The organism is Rathayibacter sp. AY1C7, from assembly GCF_002931865.1.
Taxonomy (GTDB): domain Bacteria; phylum Actinomycetota; class Actinomycetes; order Actinomycetales; family Microbacteriaceae; genus Rathayibacter.
In genome coordinates, this window is record NZ_PSWB01000003.1 from 120,878 (window position 1) to 145,383 (window position 24,506).

Genomic DNA, 24,506 nt, shown 5'->3' on the forward strand with positions numbered 1-24,506 from the left:
GGCTGCTACTCCGCGCGCAGGTCGGCGAGCAGCCGGAGTGCGTGCGCGACCTGCTCGGGACCGCGGACCCGGTAGGAGGCCGCGGTAGTGCCCTCGCCGCTCTTGATGCCGACGTCGCCGGAGCCGAGGACCGCGAAGGCGTCCTCGTCCGTCACGTCGTCGCCCGCGTAGAGCACGGCGGTCGCGCCGGTGTAGCGGCGGAGGTGCTGCACGGCCTCGCCCTTGGTGGTCGAGCGGACCGAGAACTCCAGGACGTTCTTGCCCTCGCGGACGGTGACCCCCTGCACCTCGGCGCGCGCCTCGGAGAGGGCGACGACGTGGGCGACGCGGCTGTGGCGCTCGGTCGCGAGGCGGGTGTGCAGGGCGAAGCCGGCCGGCTTGTCCTCGATCCAGACGTTGTCGATCCCGCGGGCGATGCCCTTCAGGACGTCCTCGAGCACTCCCACCTTCTCGAGCTCGTCGTCGTCGAGCCGGACCGCGTCCTCCTCGGGGTCGAGGCGGATCTCGATGCCGTGGGAGCCGACCAGCAGCGCCTCGTCCGGCAGCTGCGAGACCTCCTCCAGGCTCCCGAGCGCCCGGCCGGAGACCAGCGCGACCCGGGTGCCGGGGAGGGCGAGGAGCCGCAGCACGGCCTCGCGCGCCTCGGGGAGCGCCCGCGCGCGGGCGGGGTCGTCGACCTCGGGCGCGAGTGTGCCGTCGAAGTCGAGGGCCACCAGGAGCCGGTCGGCCGCGGCGAGCTCCCGCAGCGCCGCCGCGAGCCGCTCGGGCACTCCTTCGCTCATCGCGCGCCGCCGTCGAGCTCGCGGTCGTCGGCGGCCTCCCGCTCGAGCTCGGCCGCCTGTCCGTGGGCCGCGTCGTCGCGGTGCTCGGCCTCCTGGCCGTGCGGCGCCTCCTGCCCGCGGGCGGCGGGCCGCACGTCGAGCTGCTGGCCGGCCGCGTGCTCCGCGAGAGCGGAGAGGAACGACTCGGACCAGCGCGCCACGTCGTTCTCGAGCACGCGGCGACGGAGCGCGCGCATGCGCCGGGTGCGCTCGACGCGCGGCATCCGCGCCGAGGCCTCCATCGCGTCCTTCAGCCCCGAGATGTCGTGCGGGTTCACCTGCACGGCCTGCTTGAGCTCGTCGGCCGCTCCGGCGAACTCGCTCAGCACGAGCACGCCGTCGTTGTCGAAGCGGGACGCGACGTACTCCTTCGCGACGAGGTTCATCCCGTCGCGCAGCGCCGTCACGAGCATGACGTCGGCGGCGAGGTAGAGCGCCACCATCTCCTCGCGCGGGTAGCCGTGGTGGAGGTAGCTGATCGCCGGGTGCCCGAGCGTGCTGTAGTCGCCGTTGATCCGGCCGACCTGCAGCTCGATGTCGTCGCGCAGCTGACGGTAGGTGTCCACGCGCTCGCGGCTCGGGCTCGCGACCTGCACCAGCACCGCGTCCTCGGAGGTGAGGCGGCCGTCCGCCAGGAGCTCGCCGAAGGCCTTCAGGCGGTGGCCGATCCCCTTGGTGTAGTCGAGCCGGTCGACACCGAGCATGATCGTCGCGGGGTTGCCCAGCTCGGCGCGGATCTCGGCGGCGCGGGCCTGGATCTCGGGGGTGCGCGCCATCGCCTCGAACGACGCGGAGTCGATCGAGATCGGGAAGTGCCGGGCGACGACCGGGCGCACGCTCGCCCCGCGCCGCGAGCGGTTGACGCGGCGGGTGCCGCCGACGGCCTCCTCCTCGACCGGGACCTCGACGACCGTGCTGCGGGTGTCGTAGCCGAGCAGGCGCCGGACCGCGCGGAGGAAGCTGCCCGCGTCTCCCTGGCGCTGGAAGCCGATCACGTCGGCGCCGAGCAGGCCCTCGACGATCTGCCGGCGCCACGGGAGCTGCGCGAAGATCCCGTAGGGCGGGAACGGGATGTGGTTGAAGAAGCCGATCGTGACGTCGGGCCGGAGCTCCCGCAGCATCTTGGGCACGAGCTGGAGCTGGTAGTCCTGCACCCAGACCACGCCGTCCTCCTCCGTCACGGCCGCGGCCGCCTCGGCGAAGCGCTGGTTGACCCGCACGTAGGCGTCCCACCAGTCGCGGTGGTAGGTCGGGGGCGCGATCACGTCGTGGTACAGCGGCCAGAGCGTGTCGTTCGAGAAACCCTCGTAGTAGTCCTCGAGCTCCTGCGCGCTGAGGGCGACGGGGACGATCTGCACGCCGTTGTCGACGAACGGGGCGACCTCCTCGTCGGCCACGCCGGGCCAGCCGACCCAGGCGCCCTCGTTCGCGCGCATCACCGGCTCGAGCGCGGTGACCAGCCCGCCGGGTGAGGTCTTCCAGGAGGCGGTGCCGTCCTCGGCCACGACGCGGTCCACGGGGAGGCGGTTCGAGACGACCACGAACGCGTTGCGCTCGGTCCCTCCCGAGGTCCCGGCGTCGGTCCTGTCAGCGGCGGAGGAGGCGGAGGCGGAGTGCGGAGGAATGGTGGTCCCTTTTCGTCGGTCGAGCCGTCGTCGTGCCCGTCGAGGCTATCAGCCGGCCCCGCACGGGGGACGGGGGGTCAGCCCTGCACGAGGGCGAGGGCGAGCGTCGCTCCGCCCACCGTCGGGACGACCGCGACGAGTCCGAGGAGCGCGTACTGGCGCCACGAGACGTGCACGCCCAGCGCGGTCAGCCTCTGGTGCCAGAGCAGGGTGGCGAGCGAGGCCCACGGGGTGATCAGCGGTCCGGCGTTCACGCCGATCAGCAGGGCGACCAGGCGGAGCGGATCCGCCGCGACGGGCTCGAGGGCGAGGTAGGCGGGCAGGTTGTCGACCAGGTTGGAGGCGACCGCGCCGGAGCCGGCGAGGCGCAGCAGGTCGAGCGTCCCGCTCCCCTCCCCCGCGACCACGGCGAGCGCCGCGCCCAGCCCGAGCTGGTGCGCCGCCTCCATCGCCACGAAGAGGCCCGCCGCGAAGACGACGAGCTGCCACGGCAGGAGGGCGGGCGTGAGCGCCGCGGGACGGCGCACCGCGAAGAGGACGATCAGCGCGACCGCGGCGACCGTCGCCGGGATCCATACCTCGAGGCCCGAGACGAGCGCCGGCAGGAGCAGCGCCACGACGGTCCCCGCGCCGATGAGCAGCACCCGGTCCTCCACCGGCGTCCGCTCTCGCGGGGTGTAGCGCCCGGCCAGCTCGCGCCGGTAGCGGATCGCGAGGATCAGCACGGGCACGACGGCCGCGACGAGCGCGGGCACCGCGGTCAGCGCGGCGAAGGCGAAGGGGCCCTCGACCCCCAGGCGCCGCTGCGCGAGCAGGTTGGTGAGGTTCGAGACGGGGAGGAGGAGGGAGGCGCAGTTCGCCAGCCAGACCGTGGCCATCGCGAACGGCAGGGGCGGGACGCGCACGTGCGCCGCGAGCAGGACCACGACCGGGGTCAGGAGCACGGCGGTCGTATCGAGCGAGAGGAACACCGTGCTGACGACGGCCATCGCCACCACCAGCAGCCAGAGCACCGCGGTCCGCCCGCGGCCCCACTCGGCGGAGCGCTCGGCGACCACGGTGAAGACGCCGGCCTCGGAGGCCAGCTCGGCGACCACGGTCACCGCGACCACGAAGCCGAGGATCGGCGCCGTCCGCTCGACCAGCTCGCCCAGCGCGTCCATCGGGAGGACCCCCGTGACGACGGCCACCGCCCCGACGACGAGCAGCACCGCCCCGATCACAGCCGTGCGCATGTCGTTCCCGTTCTCCTCGGCGTGCCCCGGCTCGAGGATTCGGGTCCCGGCGGCGGTCCACCGTAGCGGGACAACCCCTCGGTGCTGTCAAGCGTTCCTCTGAGAGCTTTCGCACCCGCTAGCGTCGGGGTGAACACGGGAGGCACACGAATGCGCAAGTTCATCCTCAACTCCAGCGTCATCAGCGCGATCGTCGGCGGCTGGTCGATCCTGCAGACCACGCGCAAGGGCCCGCGCGACTGGCGCCTGGCCCTCCAGTGGGTCAGCTGGGCCATCTCGGTCACCGTCGCCCTGGGCTCCGTGTCCTACGACTCGAAGGAGATCGTCAAGGAGGAGCGCGGCAAGAAGCGCGACCGCTAGGCCCTCCTGACGCGCCGCCTCCCCGCGGGGCGGCGTGTCAGCCGGTCTCCCGACCCGGTGGCGGCGACACTGTTCCCAGTCGCTGCCGGCACGGGAAACGGGGTTCGTCATGAGGTTTCGTCTGAGGCGTCGCAAGGCGGCCCCCGAGGTCGTCGAGGCGGCCCCCGTCCTCACGCAGGACGAGCTCTTCGCCGTCGTCCACGAGCGCCTCGCGGCCTTCGTCGGATCCGAGGGCGCCTGGGTCGTCACGCGCCGCAGCCACGACGACCGCGACCCGATCTTCCACGGGATGCTCGCGCGCTCCCTAGCCCACGAGCTCTCCGCCGCCATCCAGGAGGAGCAGCTCCGCGCCGGCGCCGAGCGGACGTCGTCCCCGGTCACCGAGGCGATCCCCGTGATGCGCGCCTCCACTCCCCCGGTGGAGCCGGCCGCCCTCACCTGGGAGCCGAAGCCGATCGCCGTCTGGGCGGAGCCGGCCCCCGCCGACGTCGCCGTCGACACCCCCGTCGCGACCCGCTCCTGACCCGAGCGGTCGGCCGGCGGGCTCGCCCTCCGGCCGACCCGACGAGCGACGTCGCCCTTCCCGCTGATCGAGGAGGCGGCGCAGCCGCCGTCCCGAGATCCCCCGCGGCCGCCCCCTCCCCCGGCCGCCCGTCAGAGCGTCGGCCAGCTCCCGGGGCCCTCGCTGCCCGCCGGGTACTCGTCGAGCGGCACCCGGTCCGCGTGCCACGCGTCGATCGCGGGCTGCACGATGCGCCAGCACTCCTCGGCTGCGTCCCCACGGACCGAGAGCGACGGGTCGTCGTCGAGGATCCCCGAGATGACCTCGCCGTACGCCAGCAGCTCGCCCGCGCCGAAGGTCGCCTCCAGCGAGGCGCGCTCGAGGGTGTACGGGTCGCCAGGCCCGTTGATGTTCAGCTCGAGCGACATCTGGTCGGGCGCGAGGAACAGCCGCAGCACGGACGGCGCCTCGGTGCCCACGAAGCCGCGGGGCAGGTGCGGCACCGGCTTGAAGCGGATGACCACTTCGCGCCGCCGCTCCCCGAGCGCCTTGCCGGAGCGGAGGGTGAACGGCACGCCTGCCCAGCGCCAGGTGTCGATCTCGACGACCAGCTCGGCCAGCGTCTCGGTCCGGCGGTCGGGGTCCACGCCCCTCTCGTCCGCGTAGGCGGGCAGCTGGCGTCCGTCGATCGTCCCCGCCGTGTAGCGGGCGCGGCGCGAGCTCGCGGAGGGGTCGTCGCCGTGCAGGCGGGTGGCGCGCAGGACGATCGACTTCGCGTCCCGGAGGTCGGCCGCGTCGAGCGAGGACGGCGGCTCCATCGCGATCACAGCGAGGACCTGCAGCAGGTGGCTCTGGATCATGTCGGTCAGCGCGCCCGCGCCGTCGTAGTAGCTCGCCCGCCCCTCGAGGGCCAGCTGCTCGTCGTAGACGATCTCGACGCTCTCGATGTGCTCGGCCGACCACAGCGGCTCGAGGATCCGGTTCGCGAAGCGCAGGCCGAGCACGTTCATCACGGTCGCGCGGCCGAGGAAGTGGTCGACGCGGTGGATGCGGTCCTCGGGGACCAGCGCGGCGAGGCGCTGGTTGAGGGCGTGCGCGCTCGCCTCGTCGGTCCCGAACGGCTTCTCCAGCGCCAGCACGGTGCCCTCCGGCAGGTCGTGGGCGGCGAGCGCCTCGCAGGCCTTCGCCGCGATCGCCGGCGGGAGGGCGAAGTAGACCGCCACCGGACCGTCGCAGCTCGCGAGCAGTGCGGCGAGCGCCTCCGGATCGGTGACGTCGACCTGCTGGTAGCGCGTGCCGGAGGTGAGCGCGTCCACGCCCTCGCCCTGCGCCTCGACGGTGGCGAAGGAGGCGGTCAGCACCTCGTGCCAGTGCTCCTGGGTCCAGTCCTCGCGTCCCGCGCCGACGAGGTGGACCCGCCGGTCGGTCTCGCGGGTCAGCAGCTGGCCGACGGCGGGGAGGAGGAGCCGCGAGGACAGGTCCCCCGTCGCTCCGAGGATGAGCAGGGTCGAGACGGTCTGTGCCATGCGGCTCACCCTACGGCGGCGCTGAAGAGCCCCGCTCCGCCTTGACTGGGAGGCCACAGCCGCACCTGAGAGGATCGCCGCATGGTCTCCCCGATCGAGGACTACGCCGTCCTCTCCGACTGCCGCACGGCCGCTCTCGTCTCCCGCGACGGAGGGATCGACTGGCTGTGCCTGCCGCGCTTCGACTCCGCCTCCGTCTTCGGCGCCCTCCTCGGCGGCGACGACCAGGGGCGCTGGTCGCTCCGGCCGGTGGACGGGGAGGCGACGAGCGAGCGCCACTACCTCGGCGACACGCTCGCGCTGGTCACCCGGTGGACAACGCCCACCGGCATCGTCGAGGTGGTCGACGTGATGCCGCTGCGCGACGAGCGCGCCGAGCTGGTGCGCCGGGTGCGCGGAGTGTCGGGGACCGTCCGGATGCGGCAGGAGCTGCGCATCCGCTTCGACTACGCCCGCACCATGCCGTGGGTGCGGCAGGAGGGGACGGACGAGGATCCGCTGCTCGTCGCCGTCGCCGGGCCCGACGCGGTCGTGGTGCGGGGAGTGCGGTTGAAGGCCGTCGACCACGCCCACGCGGCGGAGTTCGACGTCGACGCGGACGCGGTCGTCGACCTCTCGATGGCGTGGTTCCCCTCGCACCAGCGGGCGCCGAAGCGCCTCGACGTCGACCGCGCGCTGGAGCGCACGCTCTCCTGGTGGTCCGAGTGGGCGTCGGCGATCGACTACGACGGCCCGCACCGCGACGCCGTCGTCCGCTCGCTGCTGACCCTCCGCGCCCTCACCGACGACGAGACCGGCGGCATCGTCGCGGCGGCGACCACCTCGCTCCCGGAGCAGTTCGGCGGCGCCCGCAACTGGGACTACCGCTACGTCTGGCTCCGCGACGCCTCGCTCACCCTGCAGGCCCTGCTCGCGCACGGGTTCGAGCAGGAGGCGCAGAAGTGGCGGGCCTGGCTGCTCCGCGCGGTCGCGGGCGCGCCGGAGGACGTGCAGATCATGTACGGCCTCGCCGGCGAGCGCGACCTGCCCGAGCGGGAGATGCCGAGCCTGCCCGGCTACGACGGCGCCTCCCCCGTGCGGATCGGGAACGCCGCCGTCGACCAGTACCAGGCGGACGTGATCGGCGAGGTGATGGTCGCTCTGCACGAGGCCCGCGTGGCCGGAGTGGACGAGACGGAGTTCTCCTGGCCGCTCCAGCGCGCGCTCCTGGGCTTCGTCGAGACCAACTGGCAGCGGCCGGACAACGGCATCTGGGAGATCCGGGGCGAGCCGCGCCACTTCACGCACTCGCGGGTCATGATCTGGGCCGCGCTCGATCGGGGCGTCCGCGCCGTGCGCGAGAACGGCCTGCCCGGTCCGGTCGAGACCTGGGAGCGCCTCCGCGACGAGGTGCGCGCCGAGATCGAGGCCCAGGGCTTCGACGCCGAGCGCGGCCACTTCGTGCAGTCCTACGGCTCGCCCGAGGTCGACGCGTCGCTCCTCGTGCTGCCGATGGTCGGCTTCGTCCCCGCCGACGACCCGCGGATGCTGGGCACCGTCGCCGAGCTGGAGCGCGTGCTCCTGCAGGACGGCCTGCTGCACCGCTATCGGACCGAGTCCTCGGTCGACGGCCTCGCCGGCGGCGAGCACCCGTTCCTCGCCTGCTCCTTCTGGCTCGTCCGGCAGTACGCCGACTCCGGCCGGATCGACGACGCGCGGACCCTGATGGACCGGCTCGTCGGGCTCTGCAACGACGTGGGCCTCCTCTCGGAGGAGTACGACGTCGAGGGCCGCCGGCACGCGGGGAACACTCCCCAGGCCCTCTCCCACCTCGCCCTGGTGCAGGCGGCCGACGCGATCGCGGCAGCCCGATGAGGCGCCGCCGCGTCGTTGTCGCGAGCGTCGGCGGAGTCCTCGGAGTCGCGGTCCTCGGCTTCCTCACCTGGAGCTCGATCGTCAGCGGCCCCGACGAGGACGCCCTCGCCCGTGTGCGCGCCGATCCGGCGATCGCGGTCGAGCGCACGGACGACGCGCTCGTGATGACGCCGACCTCGACCGGCGAGCTGGCCGGCACGGGCCTGGTCTTCATCCCCGGAGCGAAGGTCGACGCCTCCTCCTACGAGGCGACCCTGGCTCCGCTGGTCGACGCCGGGGCGACCGTCGTGATCACGCGGCCGATCCTGCACCTGGCCTTCTTCGACCTCCGCTCCCTCGAGACCTTCACCAGCCAGGCCGAGGGCGTCGACCGCTGGCTCGTCGGCGGCCACTCCCTCGGCGGCGTGAAGGCCTGCCAGTGGGCCGAGGACCCGGCGGTGGCGGGCCTGGTGCTGCTCGGCAGCTACTGCGCGAACGACCTCTCGGGCTCCGAGCTCCCCGTCCTCAGCGTCAGCGGATCGGAGGACGGGCTCAGCACGCCGCAGAAGGTCGCCGACGCGAGCGTCCGGCTGCCCTCCTCCGCCGACCTCGTCGAGATCGACGGCGCCAACCACGCCGACTTCGGCTGGTACGGGCCGCAGGCGGGCGACGGCGAGGCGACCATCAGCCACGAGGAGGCGGACGCCCGCATCGCCGAGGCCCTCCTGGGCTTCAGCCGCGAGGTCGGCTGAGTCGCCCGCTCCCGCTTGACCTCGAGCGCACTCGAAGTCGTAGGTTGACGCCATGTCCACCGCCACCGCCGCCCCGGCCGAGCCGGAGGTGCTGTCGATCTCGCAGGTCGCCGCCGTCACCGGTCTCACCGTGCACACCCTGCGCTACTACGAGCGCGCCGGGCTCATGCTCGACCCGGTCGAGCGCGCCTCGTCGCAGCACCGCCGCTACCGGCCGGCCGACGTCGGCTGGGTCGACTTCCTCACCAAGCTCCGCTCGACCGGGATGCCGATCGCGCGGATCCGCGAGTACGCCCGGCTCCTCCGGATCGGGCCCGCTACGGAGCCGGAGCGCCTCGCGCTGCTCCGGACGCACCGCGAGGAGGTCGAGGCGCAGCTCGCCCGGACACACGCCAGCCTCGCCGCGATCGACATCAAGATCGCGGCGTACCAGGAGAGGACCACCCACTGATGAAGACGATCACCCTCGGATCCGACGTCGCTGCTCTCGAGGTCTCGCGCCTCGGTCTCGGCGCGATGGGCATGTCGGCGTTCTACACCGGCGCCGGCACCGACGACGCGGAGTCGATCCGCACCGTGCACCGCGCCCTCGATCTGGGCGTCACGTTCCTCGACACCGCCGAGATCTACGGCCCGTACACCAACGAGGAGCTGCTCGGCCGAGCGCTGGCAGGCCGCCGCGACGAGGTCGTGCTGGCGAGCAAGTTCGGCATGATCCGCCACCGCGGCGACGGGGGCCGCGGACTCGACGGCTCCCCGGAGAACCTGCGGCTCGCCGTCGAGGGCTCGCTCGCGCGCCTCGGCACCGACCGCATCGACCTCTACTACCAGCACCGCATGGACCCGGGCGTCCCGGTCGAGGAGACCGCCGGGGCCTTCGCGGAGCTGATCCAGGAGGGCAAGCTCTGCGGCTACGGCCTCTCGGAGGCGGCGCCCTCGACGATCCGGCGCGCTCACGCCGTGCACCCGGTCACCGCTGTGCAGTCCGAGTACTCGCTCTGGACCCGCGACCCCGAGGCGGAGGTGCTGCCGGTCCTCCGCGAGCTCGGCATCGGCTTCGTCCCGTACTCGCCGCTGGGCCGCGGCTTCCTCACGGGCAGCATCCGCTCGGTCGCCGAGCTGGGCAGCGACGACTTCCGCCGCGACAACCCCCGCTTCGCCGACGGAGCGCTGGAGGCGAACCTCCGCATCGTGGAGGCCGTCGACCGTGTGGCGGCAGAGGCGGACGCGACCGCCGCGCAGGTGGCGCTCGCCTGGCTGCTCGCCCAGGGCGAGGACATCGCTCCGATCCCGGGCACCAAGCGCGTCTCGCGCATCGAGGAGAACGCCGCCGCGGACGCCCTCGTGCTGACCGCGGAGCAGCTCGACGTCCTCGGCTCGCTCGAGGCCCCCGTCGGCGACCGCTACGCCGACATGAGCTCCGTGAACCGCTGACCGCCCTGCGGGACGCCGCTCGCCGCGCGCACCCCGGGTGCGGCCGTGCGAGCGGCGTCCTCGCAGGAGTCAGTCCCGCGGCGGCAGCTCCCGCTTCGGGGTGTCCCGCTCCGGGGTGTCCCGCAGGTCGATGAGACCTGTGAACATCGCCCCCCGCTCGTTCGAGCGCTCGTCGCCCGAGAACAGGTTGTCCGGGGCGGAGGACCCGTGCCGGCGCGGGGTCGCGGCGGGAACGGGCTCCCGCTCCATCTCGACGCGCTGACGCGGGAGGGCGACGGGGTCGTTCTCGTGCAGCCACGAGACGAGCCGCTCGCGCACGTAGCAGCGCAGGTCGAAGAGCGTCGGCGCGTCCTTCGCGGTGACGAGCACCCGGATCCGGACGAAGCCGCCCGTCGCGTCGGTCACCTGCAGCACGCTGGTGCGCCGGTCCCAGAGGTCGGTCTCCTCGAGCATGCGGTGCAGCTCCTCGCGCATCTGCTCGGGGCTGACCCGCCAGTCCAGGTCGAGCTCGACGGCGCCGAGCAGCTCGGACCCGGTGCGGGTCCAGTTCTGGAACGGCTGGGTCGTGAAGTAGTTCGTGGGCAGCACCAGGCGGCGGTCGTCCCAGAGGTGGACGACGACGTAGGTCAGCGTGATCTCCTCGATCCGCCCCCACTCGGTCTCGACGATCACCACGTCGTCCAGGCGGATGGCGTCGCTGAAGGCGAGCTGCATCCCGGCGAAGATGTTCGTGAGGCTCGACTGCGCGGCCAGGCCCGCCACGATCGAGAGCACGCCGGCCGAGGCCAGGAGGCTCGCACCGGCCGTGCGGGCCTCGGGGAAGGTCAGCAGCGAGGCGCCGATCGCGATGACCACGACGGCCGCCACGGCGACCCTCCGGATGATCGTCATCTGCGTGCGGAGGCGGCGTGCCCGGCGGTTGTCGGCCGTGTCGGTCCGGTAGCGCTCGGCGCCCAGGTCCTCGAGGAACACGAACAGGGATCCGATCACCCACGCCGCCGCGCCGATCGTGGCGATCTGGAACACCCGCTGCACGAGACCCGGCCAGGGGTCGCCCGACACGGTGGCGGCGAGCGCGGCCCAGACCGCGATGGTCATCAGCAGCACGCGGAACGGGATGCGCAGACGCCGGATCAGCAGGCGCGCCCAGGTCTTGCGCTTGCCGACCGAGCGCAGCACGAGGGCGACGACGGCGGTCGCGACCACGGCGATCACGACCGCGATCACCACGGCGAGCGCGATCGAGCCGATCACGGGGAGGACGTCTTCGGGCACATCGGTCCTTTCTGGAGGGGAAACGGAAGCGAACGGAGATCCTGCCACGCGAACGGGGGTCGGTCCGCATTCTGCGCCGGACACCGTGCGGATGCTCAGGCGCCTATTGGCGTCGGCGGACGGAGACGTCGACCTCGCCTGGAGCACCGTCGCCCGGACCTTCACGCGGACGGGCATCACCCTGAGCCTGACCGCCGCCGCAGACGACCAGGGCCGGTCCTCCGACGCGCTCGACGTCGGGATCGGCTCCACGAGCGCCGGCTTCCGCGGAGTCCTGCCGCTGCTCGACCCGTCGACCGCCGCACCCTCCAGCGAGTGAGCACGGGCCGGCGCTCCCCCCGCGGGCGCTCCGAGGAGGTCGGGAACGGACTCGGACCGGGAACGACGAAGCCCCGCACCTCACGAGGAGGTGCGGGGCTGGTGGTGCACCCCCTCGGACTTGAACCGAGAACCCACTGATTAAGAGTCAGTTGCTCTGCCGATTGAGCTAGAGGTGCGTTCCGGCCGGCTGATCGTGCGTGCCGAACCGAGGGATCACATTACCAGCGTCTCCCCCCGTCTCGTCAAATCGAGTGCGACGGAACGCCCGCGGCAGCGATCGGAGGCTCCGCGGGACCCACCGGTATCGTGGTCGCGTGACCCCGCAGAGCAGTGACCAGAGCTTCGACGACGACCTCCGACTCGCCCTCCGCCTGGCGGACGCGGCCGATGCGATCTCGCGGGAGCGGTTCGGCGCGCTCGACCTCGTCGTGGACACGAAGCTCGACCGCACCCCGGTCACCGACGCCGACCGCGCCGTCGAGGAGGCGATCCGCGCGCTGCTCGCCGCCGAGCGTCCGGACGACGCGATCCTCGGCGAGGAGTTCGGCACCTCGGGCGAGGCCTCGCGGCAGTGGATCCTCGACCCGATCGACGGCACCGCCCACTTCCTCCGCGGCGTCCCGATCTGGGCGACCCTGATCGCGCTCGCGGTCGACGGCGTCCCCGTCGTCGGAGTCGTCTCCGCTCCCGCTCTCGGCACGCGCTGGTGGGCGGCCGAGGGCTCCGGCGCCTGGGCCGTCGAGCTGGAGGCTGGGGCCGAGCCGCGACCGCTGCGCGTCTCGGGGATCGACACGCTCGCCTCGGCGACCTTCAGCTACAACAGCATCCAGCAGTGGAAGGGCGCGGGCCGTCTCCCGCAGCTGCTCGAGCTCGCCGGCGCCGTCTGGCGCGACCGGGCGTACGGGGACGCGTGGCCCTACATGCTCGTCGCCGAGGGTCTCCTCGACGGTGCGGGCGAGTTCGACGTGAAGCCCTACGACCTGGCGGCCCTGGTGCCGATCGTGCAGGAGGCGGGCGGCCGCTTCACCTCCGCCGACGGGGAGGACGGGCCGTGGCACGGCAGCGCCGTCGCCACCAACGGCCTGCTGCACGACGAGGTGCTCGCGATCGTGGCGCCGCGATGAGGAGCCGGACGGCCGCGCTCGCCTCGGCGGCGCTCCTCCTGCTCCTCTCGGGCTGCTCCTCCGTCGTCGGGCCGGACGGCCCGGAGGCCGTGCGTGACGAGGGCGGCACGGTGGCGACCGCCGGCGTCACCGACGTGTTCTCGCTGCGGCGCGGCGACTGCCTGGCCGACCCGGGCGACGACCGCATCGACGACGTGGACGTCGTCCCGTGCGCCGAGGAGCACGCACTGGAGGTCTTCCACACGTTCGCGCAGCCCGGAGACCGCTACACCAGCCGCAACACGCTGCTCGCCCAGGCCGAGGCGGGCTGCGAGCCGGAGTTCGGCGCCGTGATGGGGATCGCCTACGGCGACTCCGCCCTCGAGTACAGCTCGCTCGTCCCCTCCGAGGTCGGCTGGCGCCACGGGGACCGCACGATCGTCTGCGCGGTCCTCGATCCGGCCGACGACTCCACCACCGGCAGCCTCTTCGGCTCCGCTCGCTGACCACGGCTCCGATCGACCCCCGTTCGGCTCATTGACACGTGCTCCGTCGGAGCGCAGGGTGAAGGGACGACCGGCAGGCGCGAGGGGGCGCGGAGACCGGCGGCTCAGGAGTCGACATGCAGGACCGGCACGACCAGGAACCCCCCGAGCGCTCGCGCACGGCCGAGCAGCACCGGGGACCGGCGGACAGCCTGTTCCCGAGGCTCCACCGGCAGAGTTCCCTGCTCGCCGCGGCGGAGGCGGTCGCGCAGGTCGACGGGCCCGGCCCGGGCGACGTCTGGTCGCGGCTCCTGCACGACTACGCCCACGCCTCCGACCGCGTCGTCTCGGTGGACGGCGACGACGAGGCCGCCACGCTCGGCTGGCTGAAGCCGCGCGGTGTGGTCTCGCTGCTGGTCACCGAGCGGTGCGACGACGACGACGCCGCCGAGCACCTGGTGGCCGCGCTCGCCGCGATGAACGCCGTGACCCTCTCCGTGCACGAGGCGCGAGCAGTACGCCTCCGTCCTCTGCTGGAGGTGCTGCACCGGCTCCTGCCCGACGCGTTCGCCGAGCTGCCGGTGGACCGCAGCGCCCACTACCCGGCCGGCACCGCCGTCGCCGTGCTGGCGCCGGGCGTGCTCTACCGGGACTGGGCCCCGCCGCAGGCTCTCGCCGGCCCGGCGCACGACGACGACGACCGGCTGGCGATGCTCACCCTCTACGGGCGGATCAGACAGCTCGACGTGCGCCCGTCGTGAGGGCGGCGGAGCGGAGCTCCCAGTGTGCGACGACGACCGGTGGTGGAGATGGGGGGAATCGAACCCCCGTCCATCGCTGTGATTCTGCGCCTTCTACGGGTGTAGCCGATGAGAGCGTTCTGCTCGGCCCCGACCGTTACCATCGGCGCATCGGTCGACGGGCCCAGCCCGAGTGCAAGTCCCGCGTCGCCCTCAGGCGTAACGACGCAGCAAGTCCTCTCGATGACGCCAGGATCCGGGGCGAGGACGCACCCACGGGCTGACGGACTATCTACTCTGGCTTAGGCAGCGAGAGCGAAGTCGGTGCGCTTCTGTTCGGCACCTGTGTTTTCCAGGGATCGTTGACGAGATGACCCTGGATCCTCGACCCGCTTCTCGCAGTTTCGCAGGCAATGTCGAAACCGATCATCCCCGCGAGCACTCGACGGCCCGGAGGCCGCTGGAGTGGGTCGTTCGTCGCACACTGTGGAGTTACGAGTCCTAGTCTACCTCAGCTCCGCGGGCGGTCACCCGGCGGCGGCGCAGATCGAGCAGACCCAGCACGAGCGCGAGCGCGATCAGCCCGAGGGTGACGAAGTAGCCGTTGCGGAAGGCGTCGTGGTAGCGGTCCAGCCCCTCCGCCATCCCCTGCTCGCTCGCCAGCGTCGCGAAGAAGACGGCGGAGGCGCAGGCGGTGCCGACCGCGGTGCCCACGCGCTGGCCGAGCTGGCCCACGGAGCCCGCCACGCCGCCCTGCGCCGGCGGGATCTCGGCGAGGGTGAGCGTCTGGTTCGGCGACACGACGAAGCCGCCGCCGGCCCCGGCGACGAGCATCGCGGCACCCATGCCGTAGGCCGCGGTCTCGGCCGGGAGGAGCTCGGCGGCGAGCAGCACGAGCGTGAAGCCGATGACCACGAGCACGATGCCGAGCACCACCAGTGCGCGGCCGTAGCGCTGCACGAGCTTGCCGCCGTACCAGGCTGTCACCGCCGAGGTCAGCGCGAACGGGATGCTCACCATGCCGGCGAACACCGGCTCGAGGCCGAGCCCCTGCTGGAGGAAGAGCGTGGTGAGGAGGAAGGTCGCCGGGATCGCGGCGAAGTAGGAGGTCGCGACCAGGATGCCGTTGCGGTAGGAGCTGGTCCGGAAGATGCGGAAGTCGATGACGGGCGTCCGCCCCGACGCGGCGTAGTGCGCCTCCCAGCGCACGAAGACGGCGGCGGCGGCCGCGGCGAGGACCAGCCAGAACCAGCGGTAGGGCGAGTCCGAGGAGGAGCCCGTGGTCAGCAGGAACGGCAGCATGAACGCGAAGATCGCGACCGCCAGCAGGAGCAGGCCGACCGGGTCGAGGGACCGGTCTCCCTCGGGCCGCGAGCGCTTCTTCGGGATGAGCTTCCAGGCGAAGACCAGCGCGGCGACGCCCAGCGGGATGTTCATCCAGAACAGCAGGCGCCAGCCGTCCTGCTCGCCGCCGATCGCGATCAGGAGGCCGCCGAGGGTCGGGCCGAAGGCGGTCGACAGGCCGATGGTCGCGCCGAAGACCCCGAAGGCCCGGGCCCGCTCGGCGCCGGTGAACATCTGCTGCACCAGCCCGAGGACCTGGGGCATCTGGATGCCCGCGGCGACGCCCTGCAGGAAGCGCGCGACGACGAGCAGCTCGATCGACGGCGCGAGCGCGCAGAGCAGGCTCGTCACCGTGAACGCGGTCAGCCCGATGAGGAACAGCAGGCGGCGCGAGCGGATGTCGCCCAGCCGACCGGCCGGCACGAGCGCCAGTCCGAAGGCGAGCGCGTAGCCCGCGACGATCAGCTGCAGCTGGCTCGCGTCCGCTCCGAGCGAGCGCTCGATCGACGGCAGGCCGACGTTGACCTTCGAGAGGTCGAGGATCGTGATGGCCGCGACTCCGACGCTCACCGCGAAAGCGCGCCACCGCGTCTTCTCGTCGGCGGCGCTCAGGGCGGCGGGGGCGCTGTTCTCGGGGGAGGTCACGCGCCCCAGTCTCCCAAAGCACGGGGCGCGAAGAAGAGGCTTGCGCGGCACCCGTCGGACAGTGCCCGCCGGGGCCTACTCGCCGAGGCGGCGGCGGGTCGACATCGCACGGTCCGCCTCGCGGCGGTCCTGGCGCTCTCGGAGGACCTGGCGCTTGTCGTAGTCCTTCTTGCCCTTGGCCACGGCAAGCTCGACCTTGGCCTTGCCGTCGCTGAAGTACAGCGAGAGCGGGATCAGCGTGTACCCGCCCTCCTTCACCTTGTTGTGGATCTTGAGGATCTGCGCCTTGTGCAGCAGCAGCTTGCGCTTGCGGCGCGGCGGGTGGTTCGTCCAGGTGCCCTGCGCCCACTCGTTGATGTGGACGGCGTCGAGCCACGCCTCTCCCCCGTCGACGAAGGCGTAGCCGTCGACCAGCGAGGCGCGGCCGGCCCGGAGGGACTTCACCTCGGTGCCGGTGAGCACGAGGCCCGCCTCGTAGGTGTCCTCGATGAGGTAGTCGTGGCGCGCCTTGCGGTTGGTCGCGACGACCTTCTGTCCCTGTTCTCTGGGCACGGCTGCTCCTCGGGTCGCGAGCGGATGAAGGGGGCGGGCATCGTCGGGGCGATGCACCGGTGGGCCGCCCCGAACGGGACAGCCCACCAGTATACGTCCGGTCCGGGATCAGACCCGCAGGTACCGCGCGATCGCGACGTTCGCCGAGACGGCGGCCAGGACGATGCCGACCACGATCAGGATCGGCACGACGATCAGAGCGTCGTCGAGTCCCACGAAGGAGGTCAGCGGGATCCGGTACGCCAGGAACCCCTGCACGAAGACCTGCACGATGGCGACCACCGCGACTCCCGCGAGGATCGAGCCGACCAGCGCGGCGAAGACCCCCTCGAGGATGAACGGGGTCTGGATGAACCTGTTCGAGGCCCCCACGAGCCGCATGATGCCCAGCTCCCGTCTCCGCGAGAACGCCGAGAGGCGGATCGTGGTGGCGATGAGCAGCACGGCCGCGACGAGCATCAGGACGGCGATGCCGATCGCCGTGTAGCTCGCCGCGTTGAGGATCGAGAAGATCTGGTCGAGGTACTGCCGCTGGTCGGTGACGCTCTCGACTCCCGAGACGCTCGACAGGCTCTCCACGATGACGTCCGACTGGGTCGGGTCCTTCAGGTTGATCCAGAAGGTCTGGTTGAGCAGGTCGGGAGTGACGTACTCGGCGACCGGGTTGCCCGCGAACTGCTCCTGGAAGTTCGCGTAGGCCTGGTCGTGGTCCTCGAAGTAGGAGCGGTCGATGTACGGCGCGAGCGTGGCGCCCTCGAGCTGGCCCTGCACCGCGTCGATCTGCTCGGCGGTGGCGTCGGAGCCGCTGCAGTTCGAGCCGCCGGAGGTGGCGGTGCACATGTACACCGCGACCTGCGCCTTGTCGTACCAGAAGTTCTTCATCTGGCCGATCTGCATCTGGAGCAGGATCGCCGTGCCGACGAAGGTGAGGGAGATGAAGGTCACCAGGATCACCGAGACGACCATGGAGACGTTGCGCCGGAGGCCGCTGGCGACCTCCGACCAGATCAGTGCGAATCTCACTTGACGGGTCCTACGTTCTGCTGGTCGTCGCCGGTCTCGTCGCCCTCGCCCGCGTGGGCGCGGAGGCCGAGGCGCGCGGCGAGCGACTCCTCGGGCAGGGCGCCGGTGTCGGCGGGGAGGAAGATCGGACCGGTCTGGCTCTGCAGCTCGACGACGCGCGGGGCGGCGGCGGGCTCGGCGGCCGGCTCCGGCTCGCGCTCCGGCTCGACGGCGGCGGAGCGGCGGCCCTCGGGGACGCGGGGCTGGGCGGCGGTCTGCGAGAGGCGGGCCGGCTCGGGCGGCGGGGCCGGGGCCTCCTGGCGCAGGTCGATCTCGGGGACCTCGGCGGGCGCGAGCTCGCTGTCGATGATCGCCGGGGGCGCGGGCTGCTCGGCGACCGCGTGGTCGTCGGCCGCCACGACCACGACGCCGTCGTGGACGACGGTGATGCTCTCGGTCTGGCCGTAGCCGCCCTGGCTCTCGTCGCGGACGATGCTGCCGGCCGAGAGCTCGATGACGCGGCGCTTCATCTGGTCGACGATGCCGGCCTCGTGGGTCGCCATGATCACGGTCGTGCCGCCCGCGTTGATCCGCTCGAGCAGCGCCATGATGCCGGCGCTCGTGGTCGGGTCGAGGTTGCCCGTGGGCTCGTCGGCCAGCAGGACGGCCGGCTTGTTGACGACGGCGCGGGCGATCGCCACGCGCTGCTGCTCGCCGCCGGAGAGCTCGTGGGGCAGGCGCGACGCCTTGCCCGCGAGGCCCACCATCTTGAGCGTGTCCGGGACGGCCTCCTGGATGTAGCCCTTCGACTTGCCGATCACCTGGAGGCTGAACGCGACGTTGTCGAAGACCGACTTGTTCGGCAGCAGCCGGAAGTCCTGGAACACGACGCCCATGTTGCGGCGGAAGTACGGGACCTTGCGGCTCGAGATCTTGCCGAGGTTCTGCCCGAGCACGTGGATCGACCCGGAGGAGGGGCGCTCCTCCTTGAGGATCAGGCGGAGGCAGCTCGACTTGCCGGAGCCGGAGGCGCCGACGAGGAAGACGAACTCGCCCCGGAGGATCTCGAGATCGATGGCGTTGAGGGCGGGTCTCGTGCCGCCCCGATACTGCTTGGAGACGTTGTCGAAGCGAATCATGTCGGTACGAGGGTAAGCGACGATCCCGAAGAGTCCGCCGAGGGGGCGCGCGGCGCGTCGGTGGGGACGCGCCCGAGCCGCGCTAGGAGGACTTCCGCCAGCGGATCCCGGCGGCGATGAAGCCGTCCAGATCGCCGTCGAACACGTGCGAGGGGTTGCCGACCTCGTGGTCGGTGCGCAGGTCCTTCACCATCTGGTACGGAGCGAGGACGTAGCTGCGCATCTGGTCGCCCCAGCTCGCGGTGATGGTGCCGGCGAGCTCCTTCTTGGTGGCCGCCTCCTGCTCCTTCTGCAGCAGCAGGAGCCGCGACTGGAGCACGCGCATCGCCGCGGCGCGGTTCTGGATCTGGCTCTTCTCGTTCTGCATCGACACGACGGTGCCGGTGGGCAGGTGGGTGAGGCGCACCGCGGAGTCGGTGGTGTTCACCGACTGGCCGCCGGGGCCGGAGGAGCGGAAGACGTCCACGCGGATGTCGTTGTCGGGGATCTCGATCGCCCCGGCCTCCTCCATCAGCGGGATGACCTCGACCGCGGCGAAGGAGGTCTGGCGCTTGCCCGCGGCGCCGAAGGGGCTCATCCGCACGAGGCGGTGGGTGCCGGCCTCGACCGAGAGCGTGCCGAAGGCGTAGGGGGCGTCGATCTGGAAGGTGGCCGACTTGATGCCCGCCTCCTCCGCGTAGCTGGCGTCCATGACGGTCGCCGCGTACTTGTGCTTCTCGGCCCAGCGGAGGTACATGCGCATGAGCATCTCGGCGAAGTCGGAGGCGTCGACGCCGCCCGCTCCCGCGCGGATGGTGACCACGGCGGGGCGGTCGTCGTACTCGCCGTCGAGCAGGGTCTGCACCTCGAGCTCGCCCATGACCTTCTGGAGGGAGGAGAGCTCGGCGATCGCCTCCTGCTCGGACTCGGCGTCCTCGGCCTCGTTCGCCATCTCGACGAGCACCTCGAGGTCGTCCAGGCGCCGGTCGATCGCGGTGATCCGCGCGAGCTCGGACTGGCGGTGGCTGAGGGCGCTGGTCACCTTCTGCGCGTTGGCCGTGTCGTCCCACAGGTCGGGGGCGCCGGCCTGCTCGCTGAGCTCGGCGATCTTCGAGCGGAGACCGTCCACGTCGATGACGGCGCGGATGTCGGCGAAGGTGGAGCGGAGAGCAGTGATCTGCTCGGTGAAGTCGTTGTCCAGCATGGTGCGTCCAGACTACCGGGGGGCGGGGGCCGCCCTCCGGCCCGGGCGTACCCTGGGGACGGTGACCAGCACCGCTCCGCGCCCCTTCCCCGTCGGGCCGCTGCTGCTGTCGACCTTCCTCCCCACCCTCCTCTTCTCCATCGGCGAGGGGGCGATCATCCCCCTCCTGCCGGCCGCGGCCGGCGACCTCGGCGCGACGCTGGCCCTGGCGGGCCTCGTGGCGGGGATGATCATGATCGGCGAGCTGGCGGGCGACATCCCCAGCGGCTGGATCGTCTCCCGGATCGGCGAGCGCGGCGCGATGCTCGGAGCCTCGGCCGCGTCGATCCTCGGGCTCGTGGTGTGCCTGCTCTCGACGTCATGGGTCGGGCTGACGATCGGCGTCTTCGTGATCGGCCTCGCGACCGCGGTCTTCGCGCTGGCGCGGCACGCGTTCATGACGTCGTTCGTCCCGATCACGCACCGCGCCCGCGCGCTCAGCGCCCTCGCCGGGGCGTTCCGCGCCGGCTGGCTGATCGGCCCGTTCCTGGCGGCCGGGGTGGTGCACCTCACCGGCTCCGTCGAGTCCGTCTTCTGGGTGCACATCGTCTGCTGCGTGGCGGCGGTCGTGGTCCTGCTGCTCGTGCCCGACCCCGCGACGGTGCTGCGGCGGGCGCAGGCCGCGGCCGACCGCGCCGCTCCGGAGGACGTGGTCGCCGCGGAGGCGTCGGCGACCGTCCCGGAGTCGCCGCAGTCGCTGCTCGGGACGCTGCGCGAGCACCGCGGGGTCCTCGCTCGGATGGGGACCGGCGCCGCCGTGATCGGGGCGCTGCGGGCGAGCCGGACGCTGATCCTCCCCCTCTGGGCGGTGAGCATCGGGCTCGCCGAGACCGACACCGCGATCATCATCGGCATCGCCGGCGCGCTCGACTTCGCCCTCTTCTACGCCGGCGGCCAGCTGATGGACCGCTTCGGCCGGGGCGCCACCGCGATCCCCTCGATGATCGGCCTCGGGCTCGGCCACCTCGCCCTCGCCGCCTCGGTGCTCGCCCTCGATCCGGTGCCCTGGTTCGTCGCCGTGGCCTGCGTGCTCGCGGCCGCGAACGGCATCGGCTCCGGGATCCTGATGACCATCGGCGCCGATCTCGCGCCCCCCGCCGATCCGGCCCCGTTCCTCGGCGCGTTCCGCTTCACCGGCGACGCGGGCAACGCCGCCGCCCCGATCGTCGTGTCGGCGCTCACCGCCCTCGTCTCCCTCCCCTTCGCCGCCGTCGTGATGGGGGTGCTCGGTCTGGGCGGAGCGGGGGCGCTCGCCCGCTGGATCCCGCGGTACCTCCCCCGGGCGGCCTCCCGCGGCTGAGGCGCGGAGCCCTCCTCCTACACTGGAGCCCGCACGCGGGAGTGGTGGAATGGCAGACACGCAGGATTTAGGTTCCTGTGCCGAGAGGCGTGAGGGTTCGAGTCCCTCCTTCCGCACGGGATCGGCCGGTACGCTGAGCGCGCTCGCGTGACCGCCGACCGGCCACCGGCCCCCGTCGACTGGAGATCCGTTGAATCACGCCGCCCTCGTCCCCTGGCTCGATCCGGAGACGATCCTGACCTCGTTCGGCCCCTGGGGTGTGCTCGTGGTCTGCCTCATCGTGTTCGCCGAGACCGGACTGCTGATCGGCTTCCTCTTCCCGGGCGACACGCTGCTGATCATCACGGGCCTGCTGGCGCACGAGAACGCGTCGAACGGCGGCCTCGGCGTCCCGATCTGGCTCATCTGCCTGGCTGTCGGGTTCTCGGCCTTCGTCGGCGGCGAGGTCGGCTACCTGATCGGGCACAAGGCCGGCCCGCGCATCTTCGAGCGCAAGGAGTCCGGCTTCTTCAGCATCGAGAACGTGAAGCGGACCAACGCGTTCTTCGAGCGCTTCGGCGGCCTCGCCGTGATCCTCGCCCGCTTCGTGCCGATCGTCCGCACCTTCGCGCCGATCGCGGCCGGCGTGGCTCACATGAACTACCGCAAGTACAGCCTCTACAACCTCATCGGCGCCCTGATCTGGGGCAGCGGGGTCACCCTGATCGGGTGGCTGCTCGCCTTCATCCCGCCGGTCGCCGACTTCGTCTCGCACTACATCGACGTGATCCTGATCGGCGCGGTCGTGCTCGCGCTGGTGCCGACGCTGTTCCACTTCTTCCAGCAGCAGCGCAAGGCGAAGCTCGCCGCCGACCCCGAGACCGACTCGACCGAGTCGGCCGCCTACGTGCTCGACGCCGACACCCTGGACGACAAGCAGCCGAAGTCCTGACCTCCGCCTCCGGGGGACGCCACTCCGGCACGCGGCACGCCGACAGGCGTGCACCGGAGTGGCAGTTCGCGGTTGAGCCCGCCGGGGTCAGAGCCGGGCGGACAGGGCGGCGAGCTCGGCGCGCAGCGCGGTGAAGGCGCGGGCGCGGTGGCTCCGGGCGTTCTTCTGCTCGGGAGCGAGCTCGGCCGCCGTGAGCGCCCCGGCCTCGGGGACGAACACCGGGTCGTAGCCGTGGCCGTTCGCACCGCGCGGCGCCGTCGCGATCGCGCCGTCCCAGCGGCCCTCGACCACCGTCTCCTGCCCGCCGGGGAGCACGGAGTCCGGCACCACGAGGGCGATGGTGCAGCTGAAGTGCGCACCGCGGTGCTCCGCCTTCACGTCGTGCAGCTGCGCCAGGAGGAGCTCGAGGTTGGCCGTCGCGTCGTGCGCGCGTCCCGACCAGCGGGCCGAGAAGATGCCCGGCGCGCCGCCGAGGACGTCGACGCAGATCCCGGAGTCGTCCGCGAGCGCCACGAGGCCGGTGTGCGCCGCCGCCGCGCGCGCCTTGATCAGCGCGTTCTCGGCGAAGCTCACGCCGTCCTCGACCGGCTCGGGTCCGTCGTAGGCGCGGACGCCGACTCCGGGGAGCGCGCCGGCCAGCATGGCGCGGAACTCCTCCGCCTTGCCCGCGTTGTGCGTGGCGAGGACGAGGTCCAGGCTCACGCTCCGGGCTCCGCGGCGAGCGCTTCGGCCTGGATGCGGGCGAGGTCGGAGGCACCGGCGACCGCGAGGTCGAGCAGGGCGTCGAGCTCACGGCGGTCGAACGGGGCCCCCTCGGCGGTGCCCTGCACCTCGACGAACAGGCCTCGTCCGGTGACGACGACGTTCATGTCGGTCTCGGCGCGCACGTCCTCGACGTAGGCCAGGTCGAGCATCGGCACGCCGTCGATGATGCCGACGGACACCGCCGAGAGGCTGTCGATCAGCGGCTGCGCCTTCTGCCCCACGTACTTCTTGCCGCGCGCCCACTCGATCGCGTCGGCCATCGCCACGTAGGCGCCGGTGATCGCCGCGGTGCGGGTGCCGCCGTCGGCCTGGAGGACGTCGCAGTCGATGACGAGGGTGTTCTCGCCGAGCGCCTTCGTGTCGACCACCGCGCGCAGGCTCCGGCCGATCAGCCGCGAGATCTCGTGCGTGCGCCCGCCGACCTTCCCCTTGACCGACTCGCGGTCCATGCGGGAGTTGGTGGATCGGGGCAGCATCGCGTACTCGGCGGTGACCCAGCCCTTGCCCTTGCCCTGCAGCCAGCGCGGCACGCCGTTCGTGAAGGAGGCGGTGCAGAGCACCCTGGTGTTCCCGAACGAGACGAGCGCGGAGCCCTCCGCCTGGGTGCTCCAGCCGCGCTCGATCGTCACGGTGCGCAGCTCGTCGGGCGCCCGCCCGTCCTTGCGCGCGGCCTTCGATGCGGTGCTGTCGGTCACTCGGGTCTCCCTCGATCGTGCGGGAGCGCGGCCCGGTCGAGCTCGCGCAGGTTGATGGTGCCGGTCTCGACGAGGTCGACGCTCGAGACCTCCGGACCGAGGAAGCGGCGGGCGAGGCGGACGAAGTCGCTCGAGCCCGTCTCCTCCCACCGGTAGGTCGGAGGCGCGGCGGAGGTGCGCTGCAGGCCGTGCGCCACGAGGGTGCGGTAGACGTCGAGCGCGGTCTCCTCGGCGCTCGAGACGAGGCGGACGTCCGGCCCCATCACGTACGCGATGGCACCGCGCAGCAGCGGGTAGTGGGTGCAGCCGAGGACGAGCGTGTCGACCCCCGCGGCCTTGAGCGGCGCGAGGTACTCCTCCGCCACCGCGAGCAGCTCGTCGCTCCAGGTGACTCCCGCCTCGACGAACTCGACGAAGCGCGGGCAGGCAGCGGTGAACAGCTGCAGGTCGGGCGCGGCGACGAAGGCGTCGTCGTAGGCGCGGGAGCGGATCGTCCCGACCGTGCCGATCACGCCGACGCGGCGGTTGCGGGTGTCGCGGACAGCGCTGCGGACGGCGGGCTGGATGACCTCGATCACCGGGATGCCGCGGCCGAGCGTGTAGCGCTCGCGGGCGTCGCGCATCATCGCGGCCGAGGCGGTGTTGCAGGCGATGACGAGCAGCTTGGCGCCCTGGTCGACCAGCGTGTCGAGGGTGTCGAGGGCGTAGGCGCGGACGTCGGCGAGCGGCTTGGGGCCGTAGGGCGAGTGCGCGGTGTCGCCGAGGTAGACGATCGACTCGTTCTGCAGCTGGTCGATCACGGAGCGGGCGACGGTGAGCCCGCCGACTCCGGAGTCGAAGATGCCCAGCGGTGCGTCCGTCACGGAGGAACAGCCTACCCGCGCCCTGCGGCCCGGTCC

25 protein-coding genes, 2 tRNA genes and 1 other RNA gene are annotated in these 24,506 nt (G+C 72.4%); 13 read left to right on the forward strand and 15 right to left on the reverse strand.

Translation table 11 applies throughout. The annotated features are described in order from the left end of the window. Positions 1 to 5: 5 nt before the first annotated feature. From otsB to C5C69_RS02575, 3 genes are all read right to left on the reverse strand, one after another. On the reverse strand, positions 6 to 782 hold the full coding sequence (otsB, locus tag C5C69_RS02565) for a trehalose-phosphatase (RefSeq protein ID WP_104226245.1): 777 nt from the start codon (positions 780 to 782) through the stop codon (positions 6 to 8). Then, entirely contained in the window at positions 779 to 2,362 is a 1,584-nt protein-coding gene (locus C5C69_RS02570) for a trehalose-6-phosphate synthase (protein ID WP_104250140.1), read from the reverse strand. Before C5C69_RS02570 ends, otsB begins: the two co-directional genes overlap by 4 nt. 161 nt (positions 2,363 to 2,523) lie before the next feature. After that, positions 2,524 to 3,681 carry an SLC13 family permease gene (locus C5C69_RS02575; RefSeq protein ID WP_104257255.1) on the reverse strand — a complete coding sequence of 386 codons (1,158 nt, stop codon included), beginning with the start codon at positions 3,679 to 3,681 and terminating at the stop codon, positions 2,524 to 2,526. Positions 3,682 to 3,831: 150 nt separating this feature from the next. Between C5C69_RS02575 and C5C69_RS02580 the strand changes: the two genes are divergently transcribed. Together C5C69_RS02580 and C5C69_RS02585 are read left to right on the forward strand one after the other, a co-directional pair. Next, positions 3,832 to 4,041, forward strand: coding sequence for a hypothetical protein (locus C5C69_RS02580; protein WP_104223546.1), 210 nt, complete (start codon positions 3,832 to 3,834; stop codon positions 4,039 to 4,041). A gap of 109 nt (positions 4,042 to 4,150) precedes the next feature. Beyond that, entirely contained in the window at positions 4,151 to 4,564 is a 414-nt protein-coding gene (locus C5C69_RS02585; RefSeq protein ID WP_104233213.1) for a hypothetical protein, read from the forward strand. 131 nt (positions 4,565 to 4,695) lie between these two features. On the opposite strand, the gene C5C69_RS02590 is transcribed toward C5C69_RS02585, so the two are convergent. Then, complete coding sequence (locus C5C69_RS02590) at positions 4,696 to 6,069, reverse strand: glucose-6-phosphate dehydrogenase (RefSeq protein WP_181127010.1); 1,374 nt, start codon at positions 6,067 to 6,069, stop codon at positions 4,696 to 4,698. An 81-nt stretch (positions 6,070 to 6,150) separates the two neighbouring features. On the opposite strand from C5C69_RS02590, the gene C5C69_RS02595 reads away from it, so the two are divergent. Genes C5C69_RS02595 through C5C69_RS02610 form a run of 4 tightly spaced genes read left to right on the forward strand, consistent with a single transcriptional unit; the run spans position 6,151 to position 10,088 of the window. Further along, a complete protein-coding gene (locus C5C69_RS02595) occupies positions 6,151 to 7,923 on the forward strand; it encodes a glycoside hydrolase family 15 protein (RefSeq protein ID WP_104257257.1) in 1,773 nt (590 codons plus the stop codon). Then, positions 7,920 to 8,654: an alpha/beta hydrolase gene (locus C5C69_RS02600; RefSeq protein WP_104257258.1), complete on the forward strand. Its 735-nt coding sequence runs from the start codon at positions 7,920 to 7,922 to the stop codon at positions 8,652 to 8,654. The genes C5C69_RS02595 and C5C69_RS02600 overlap by 4 nt, the downstream gene beginning before the upstream one ends. 52 nt (positions 8,655 to 8,706) lie before the next feature. Beyond that, positions 8,707 to 9,105 carry a MerR family transcriptional regulator gene (locus C5C69_RS02605; RefSeq protein WP_104257259.1) on the forward strand — a complete coding sequence of 133 codons (399 nt, stop codon included), beginning with the start codon at positions 8,707 to 8,709 and terminating at the stop codon, positions 9,103 to 9,105. After that, the gene (locus C5C69_RS02610) at positions 9,105 to 10,088 is read left to right on the forward strand and encodes an aldo/keto reductase (RefSeq protein ID WP_104257260.1); all 984 of its coding nucleotides are present in this window, start codon (positions 9,105 to 9,107) and stop codon (positions 10,086 to 10,088) included. The genes C5C69_RS02605 and C5C69_RS02610 overlap by 1 nt, the downstream gene beginning before the upstream one ends. A 69-nt stretch (positions 10,089 to 10,157) precedes the next feature. On the opposite strand, the gene C5C69_RS02615 is transcribed toward C5C69_RS02610, so the two are convergent. Beyond that, entirely contained in the window at positions 10,158 to 11,363 is a 1,206-nt protein-coding gene (locus tag C5C69_RS02615; RefSeq protein WP_258067484.1) for a mechanosensitive ion channel family protein, read from the reverse strand. Between the two features lie 91 nt (positions 11,364 to 11,454). Here C5C69_RS02615 and C5C69_RS16855 point away from each other — a divergent pair, with 91 nt between their 5' ends. Next, positions 11,455 to 11,682: a hypothetical protein gene (locus C5C69_RS16855; RefSeq protein ID WP_181127015.1), complete on the forward strand. Its 228-nt coding sequence runs from the start codon at positions 11,455 to 11,457 to the stop codon at positions 11,680 to 11,682. Positions 11,683 to 11,784: 102 nt separating this feature from the next. Here C5C69_RS16855 and C5C69_RS02620 read toward each other — a convergent pair. Further along, positions 11,785 to 11,860, reverse strand: a tRNA-Lys gene (locus C5C69_RS02620). Positions 11,861 to 11,998: 138 nt separating this feature from the next. Here C5C69_RS02620 and C5C69_RS02625 point away from each other — a divergent pair. The 3 genes from C5C69_RS02625 to C5C69_RS02635 all read left to right on the forward strand — a co-directional run bounded on the left by C5C69_RS02625 (position 11,999) and on the right by C5C69_RS02635 (position 14,033). Beyond that, positions 11,999 to 12,808 carry an inositol monophosphatase family protein gene (locus C5C69_RS02625; protein WP_104233205.1) on the forward strand — a complete coding sequence of 270 codons (810 nt, stop codon included), beginning with the start codon at positions 11,999 to 12,001 and terminating at the stop codon, positions 12,806 to 12,808. Next, positions 12,805 to 13,293, forward strand: coding sequence for a septum formation family protein (locus C5C69_RS02630; RefSeq protein WP_104257261.1), 489 nt, complete (start codon positions 12,805 to 12,807; stop codon positions 13,291 to 13,293). The genes C5C69_RS02625 and C5C69_RS02630 overlap by 4 nt, the downstream gene beginning before the upstream one ends. A 116-nt stretch (positions 13,294 to 13,409) precedes the next feature. Further along, positions 13,410 to 14,033 (forward strand): hypothetical protein, encoded by a 624-nt coding sequence (locus C5C69_RS02635; protein ID WP_104257262.1) that lies wholly within the window; start codon positions 13,410 to 13,412, stop codon positions 14,031 to 14,033. Positions 14,034 to 14,073: 40 nt separating this feature from the next. Here the strand turns inward: C5C69_RS02635 and ssrA are convergent. The 6 genes from ssrA to prfB form a co-directional block, all read right to left on the reverse strand. Continuing rightward, positions 14,074 to 14,446, reverse strand: a transfer-messenger RNA (tmRNA) gene (gene ssrA, locus C5C69_RS02640). A gap of 67 nt (positions 14,447 to 14,513) precedes the next feature. Next, entirely contained in the window at positions 14,514 to 16,001 is a 1,488-nt protein-coding gene (locus tag C5C69_RS02645; RefSeq protein WP_104223557.1) for an MFS transporter, read from the reverse strand. 75 nt (positions 16,002 to 16,076) lie between these two features. After that, a complete protein-coding gene (gene smpB / locus C5C69_RS02650; protein WP_104223558.1) occupies positions 16,077 to 16,553 on the reverse strand; it encodes an SsrA-binding protein SmpB in 477 nt (158 codons plus the stop codon). A gap of 108 nt (positions 16,554 to 16,661) precedes the next feature. Continuing rightward, complete coding sequence (gene ftsX, locus C5C69_RS02655; protein WP_104223559.1) at positions 16,662 to 17,576, reverse strand: permease-like cell division protein FtsX; 915 nt, start codon at positions 17,574 to 17,576, stop codon at positions 16,662 to 16,664. Continuing rightward, a complete protein-coding gene (ftsE, locus tag C5C69_RS02660; RefSeq protein WP_104233202.1) occupies positions 17,573 to 18,694 on the reverse strand; it encodes a cell division ATP-binding protein FtsE in 1,122 nt (373 codons plus the stop codon). Before ftsE ends, ftsX begins: the two co-directional genes overlap by 4 nt. Before the next feature lie 82 nt (positions 18,695 to 18,776). After that, complete coding sequence (gene prfB / locus C5C69_RS02665; protein WP_104226967.1) at positions 18,777 to 19,877, reverse strand: peptide chain release factor 2; 1,101 nt, start codon at positions 19,875 to 19,877, stop codon at positions 18,777 to 18,779. 61 nt (positions 19,878 to 19,938) lie between these two features. On the opposite strand from prfB, the gene C5C69_RS02670 reads away from it, so the two are divergent. From C5C69_RS02670 to C5C69_RS02680, 3 genes are all read left to right on the forward strand, one after another. Further along, on the forward strand, positions 19,939 to 21,216 hold the full coding sequence (locus C5C69_RS02670) for an MFS transporter (protein ID WP_244230655.1): 1,278 nt from the start codon (positions 19,939 to 19,941) through the stop codon (positions 21,214 to 21,216). Positions 21,217 to 21,251: 35 nt separating this feature from the next. Further along, positions 21,252 to 21,332: transfer RNA gene (locus C5C69_RS02675), tRNA-Leu, on the forward strand. 74 nt (positions 21,333 to 21,406) lie between these two features. Next, a complete protein-coding gene (locus tag C5C69_RS02680; protein ID WP_104257264.1) occupies positions 21,407 to 22,147 on the forward strand; it encodes a DedA family protein in 741 nt (246 codons plus the stop codon). An 87-nt stretch (positions 22,148 to 22,234) separates the two neighbouring features. Here the strand turns inward: C5C69_RS02680 and rdgB are convergent, their stop codons facing one another. Genes rdgB through murI form a run of 3 tightly spaced genes read right to left on the reverse strand, consistent with a single transcriptional unit; the run spans position 22,235 to position 24,470 of the window. Continuing rightward, entirely contained in the window at positions 22,235 to 22,849 is a 615-nt protein-coding gene (gene rdgB, locus C5C69_RS02685; protein WP_104257265.1) for an RdgB/HAM1 family non-canonical purine NTP pyrophosphatase, read from the reverse strand. Then, complete coding sequence (gene rph, locus C5C69_RS02690; RefSeq protein ID WP_104233199.1) at positions 22,846 to 23,607, reverse strand: ribonuclease PH; 762 nt, start codon at positions 23,605 to 23,607, stop codon at positions 22,846 to 22,848. Before rph ends, rdgB begins: the two co-directional genes overlap by 4 nt. After that, the gene (gene murI / locus C5C69_RS02695) at positions 23,604 to 24,470 is read right to left on the reverse strand and encodes a glutamate racemase (RefSeq protein WP_104223566.1); all 867 of its coding nucleotides are present in this window, start codon (positions 24,468 to 24,470) and stop codon (positions 23,604 to 23,606) included. Before murI ends, rph begins: the two co-directional genes overlap by 4 nt. Between the last annotated feature and the right edge of the window lie 36 nt (positions 24,471 to 24,506).

Excerpts from the sequence above, each read along its gene's own strand:
- C5C69_RS02575 (WP_104257255.1), bottom strand. The coding sequence starts at position 3,681 with ATGCGCACGGCTGTGATCGGGGCGGTGCTGCTCGTCGTCGGGGCGGTG.
- prfB (WP_104226967.1), bottom strand. The coding sequence starts at position 19,877 with ATGCTGGACAACGACTTCACCGAGCAGATCACTGCTCTCCGCTCCACC.
- ftsE (WP_104233202.1), bottom strand. The coding sequence starts at position 18,694 with ATGATTCGCTTCGACAACGTCTCCAAGCAGTATCGGGGCGGCACGAGA.
- C5C69_RS02580 (WP_104223546.1), top strand. The coding sequence starts at position 3,832 with ATGCGCAAGTTCATCCTCAACTCCAGCGTCATCAGCGCGATCGTCGGC.
- otsB (WP_104226245.1), bottom strand. The coding sequence starts at position 782 with ATGAGCGAAGGAGTGCCCGAGCGGCTCGCGGCGGCGCTGCGGGAGCTC.
- C5C69_RS02630 (WP_104257261.1), top strand. The coding sequence starts at position 12,805 with ATGAGGAGCCGGACGGCCGCGCTCGCCTCGGCGGCGCTCCTCCTGCTC.
- C5C69_RS02595 (WP_104257257.1), top strand. The coding sequence starts at position 6,151 with ATGGTCTCCCCGATCGAGGACTACGCCGTCCTCTCCGACTGCCGCACG.
- C5C69_RS02600 (WP_104257258.1), top strand. The coding sequence starts at position 7,920 with ATGAGGCGCCGCCGCGTCGTTGTCGCGAGCGTCGGCGGAGTCCTCGGA.
- C5C69_RS02635 (WP_104257262.1), top strand. The coding sequence starts at position 13,410 with ATGCAGGACCGGCACGACCAGGAACCCCCCGAGCGCTCGCGCACGGCC.
- C5C69_RS02610 (WP_104257260.1), top strand. The coding sequence starts at position 9,105 with ATGAAGACGATCACCCTCGGATCCGACGTCGCTGCTCTCGAGGTCTCG.
- C5C69_RS02590 (WP_181127010.1), bottom strand. The coding sequence starts at position 6,069 with ATGGCACAGACCGTCTCGACCCTGCTCATCCTCGGAGCGACGGGGGAC.
- C5C69_RS16855 (WP_181127015.1), top strand. The coding sequence starts at position 11,455 with ATGCTCAGGCGCCTATTGGCGTCGGCGGACGGAGACGTCGACCTCGCC.
- C5C69_RS02585 (WP_104233213.1), top strand. The coding sequence starts at position 4,151 with ATGAGGTTTCGTCTGAGGCGTCGCAAGGCGGCCCCCGAGGTCGTCGAG.
- C5C69_RS02605 (WP_104257259.1), top strand. The coding sequence starts at position 8,707 with ATGTCCACCGCCACCGCCGCCCCGGCCGAGCCGGAGGTGCTGTCGATC.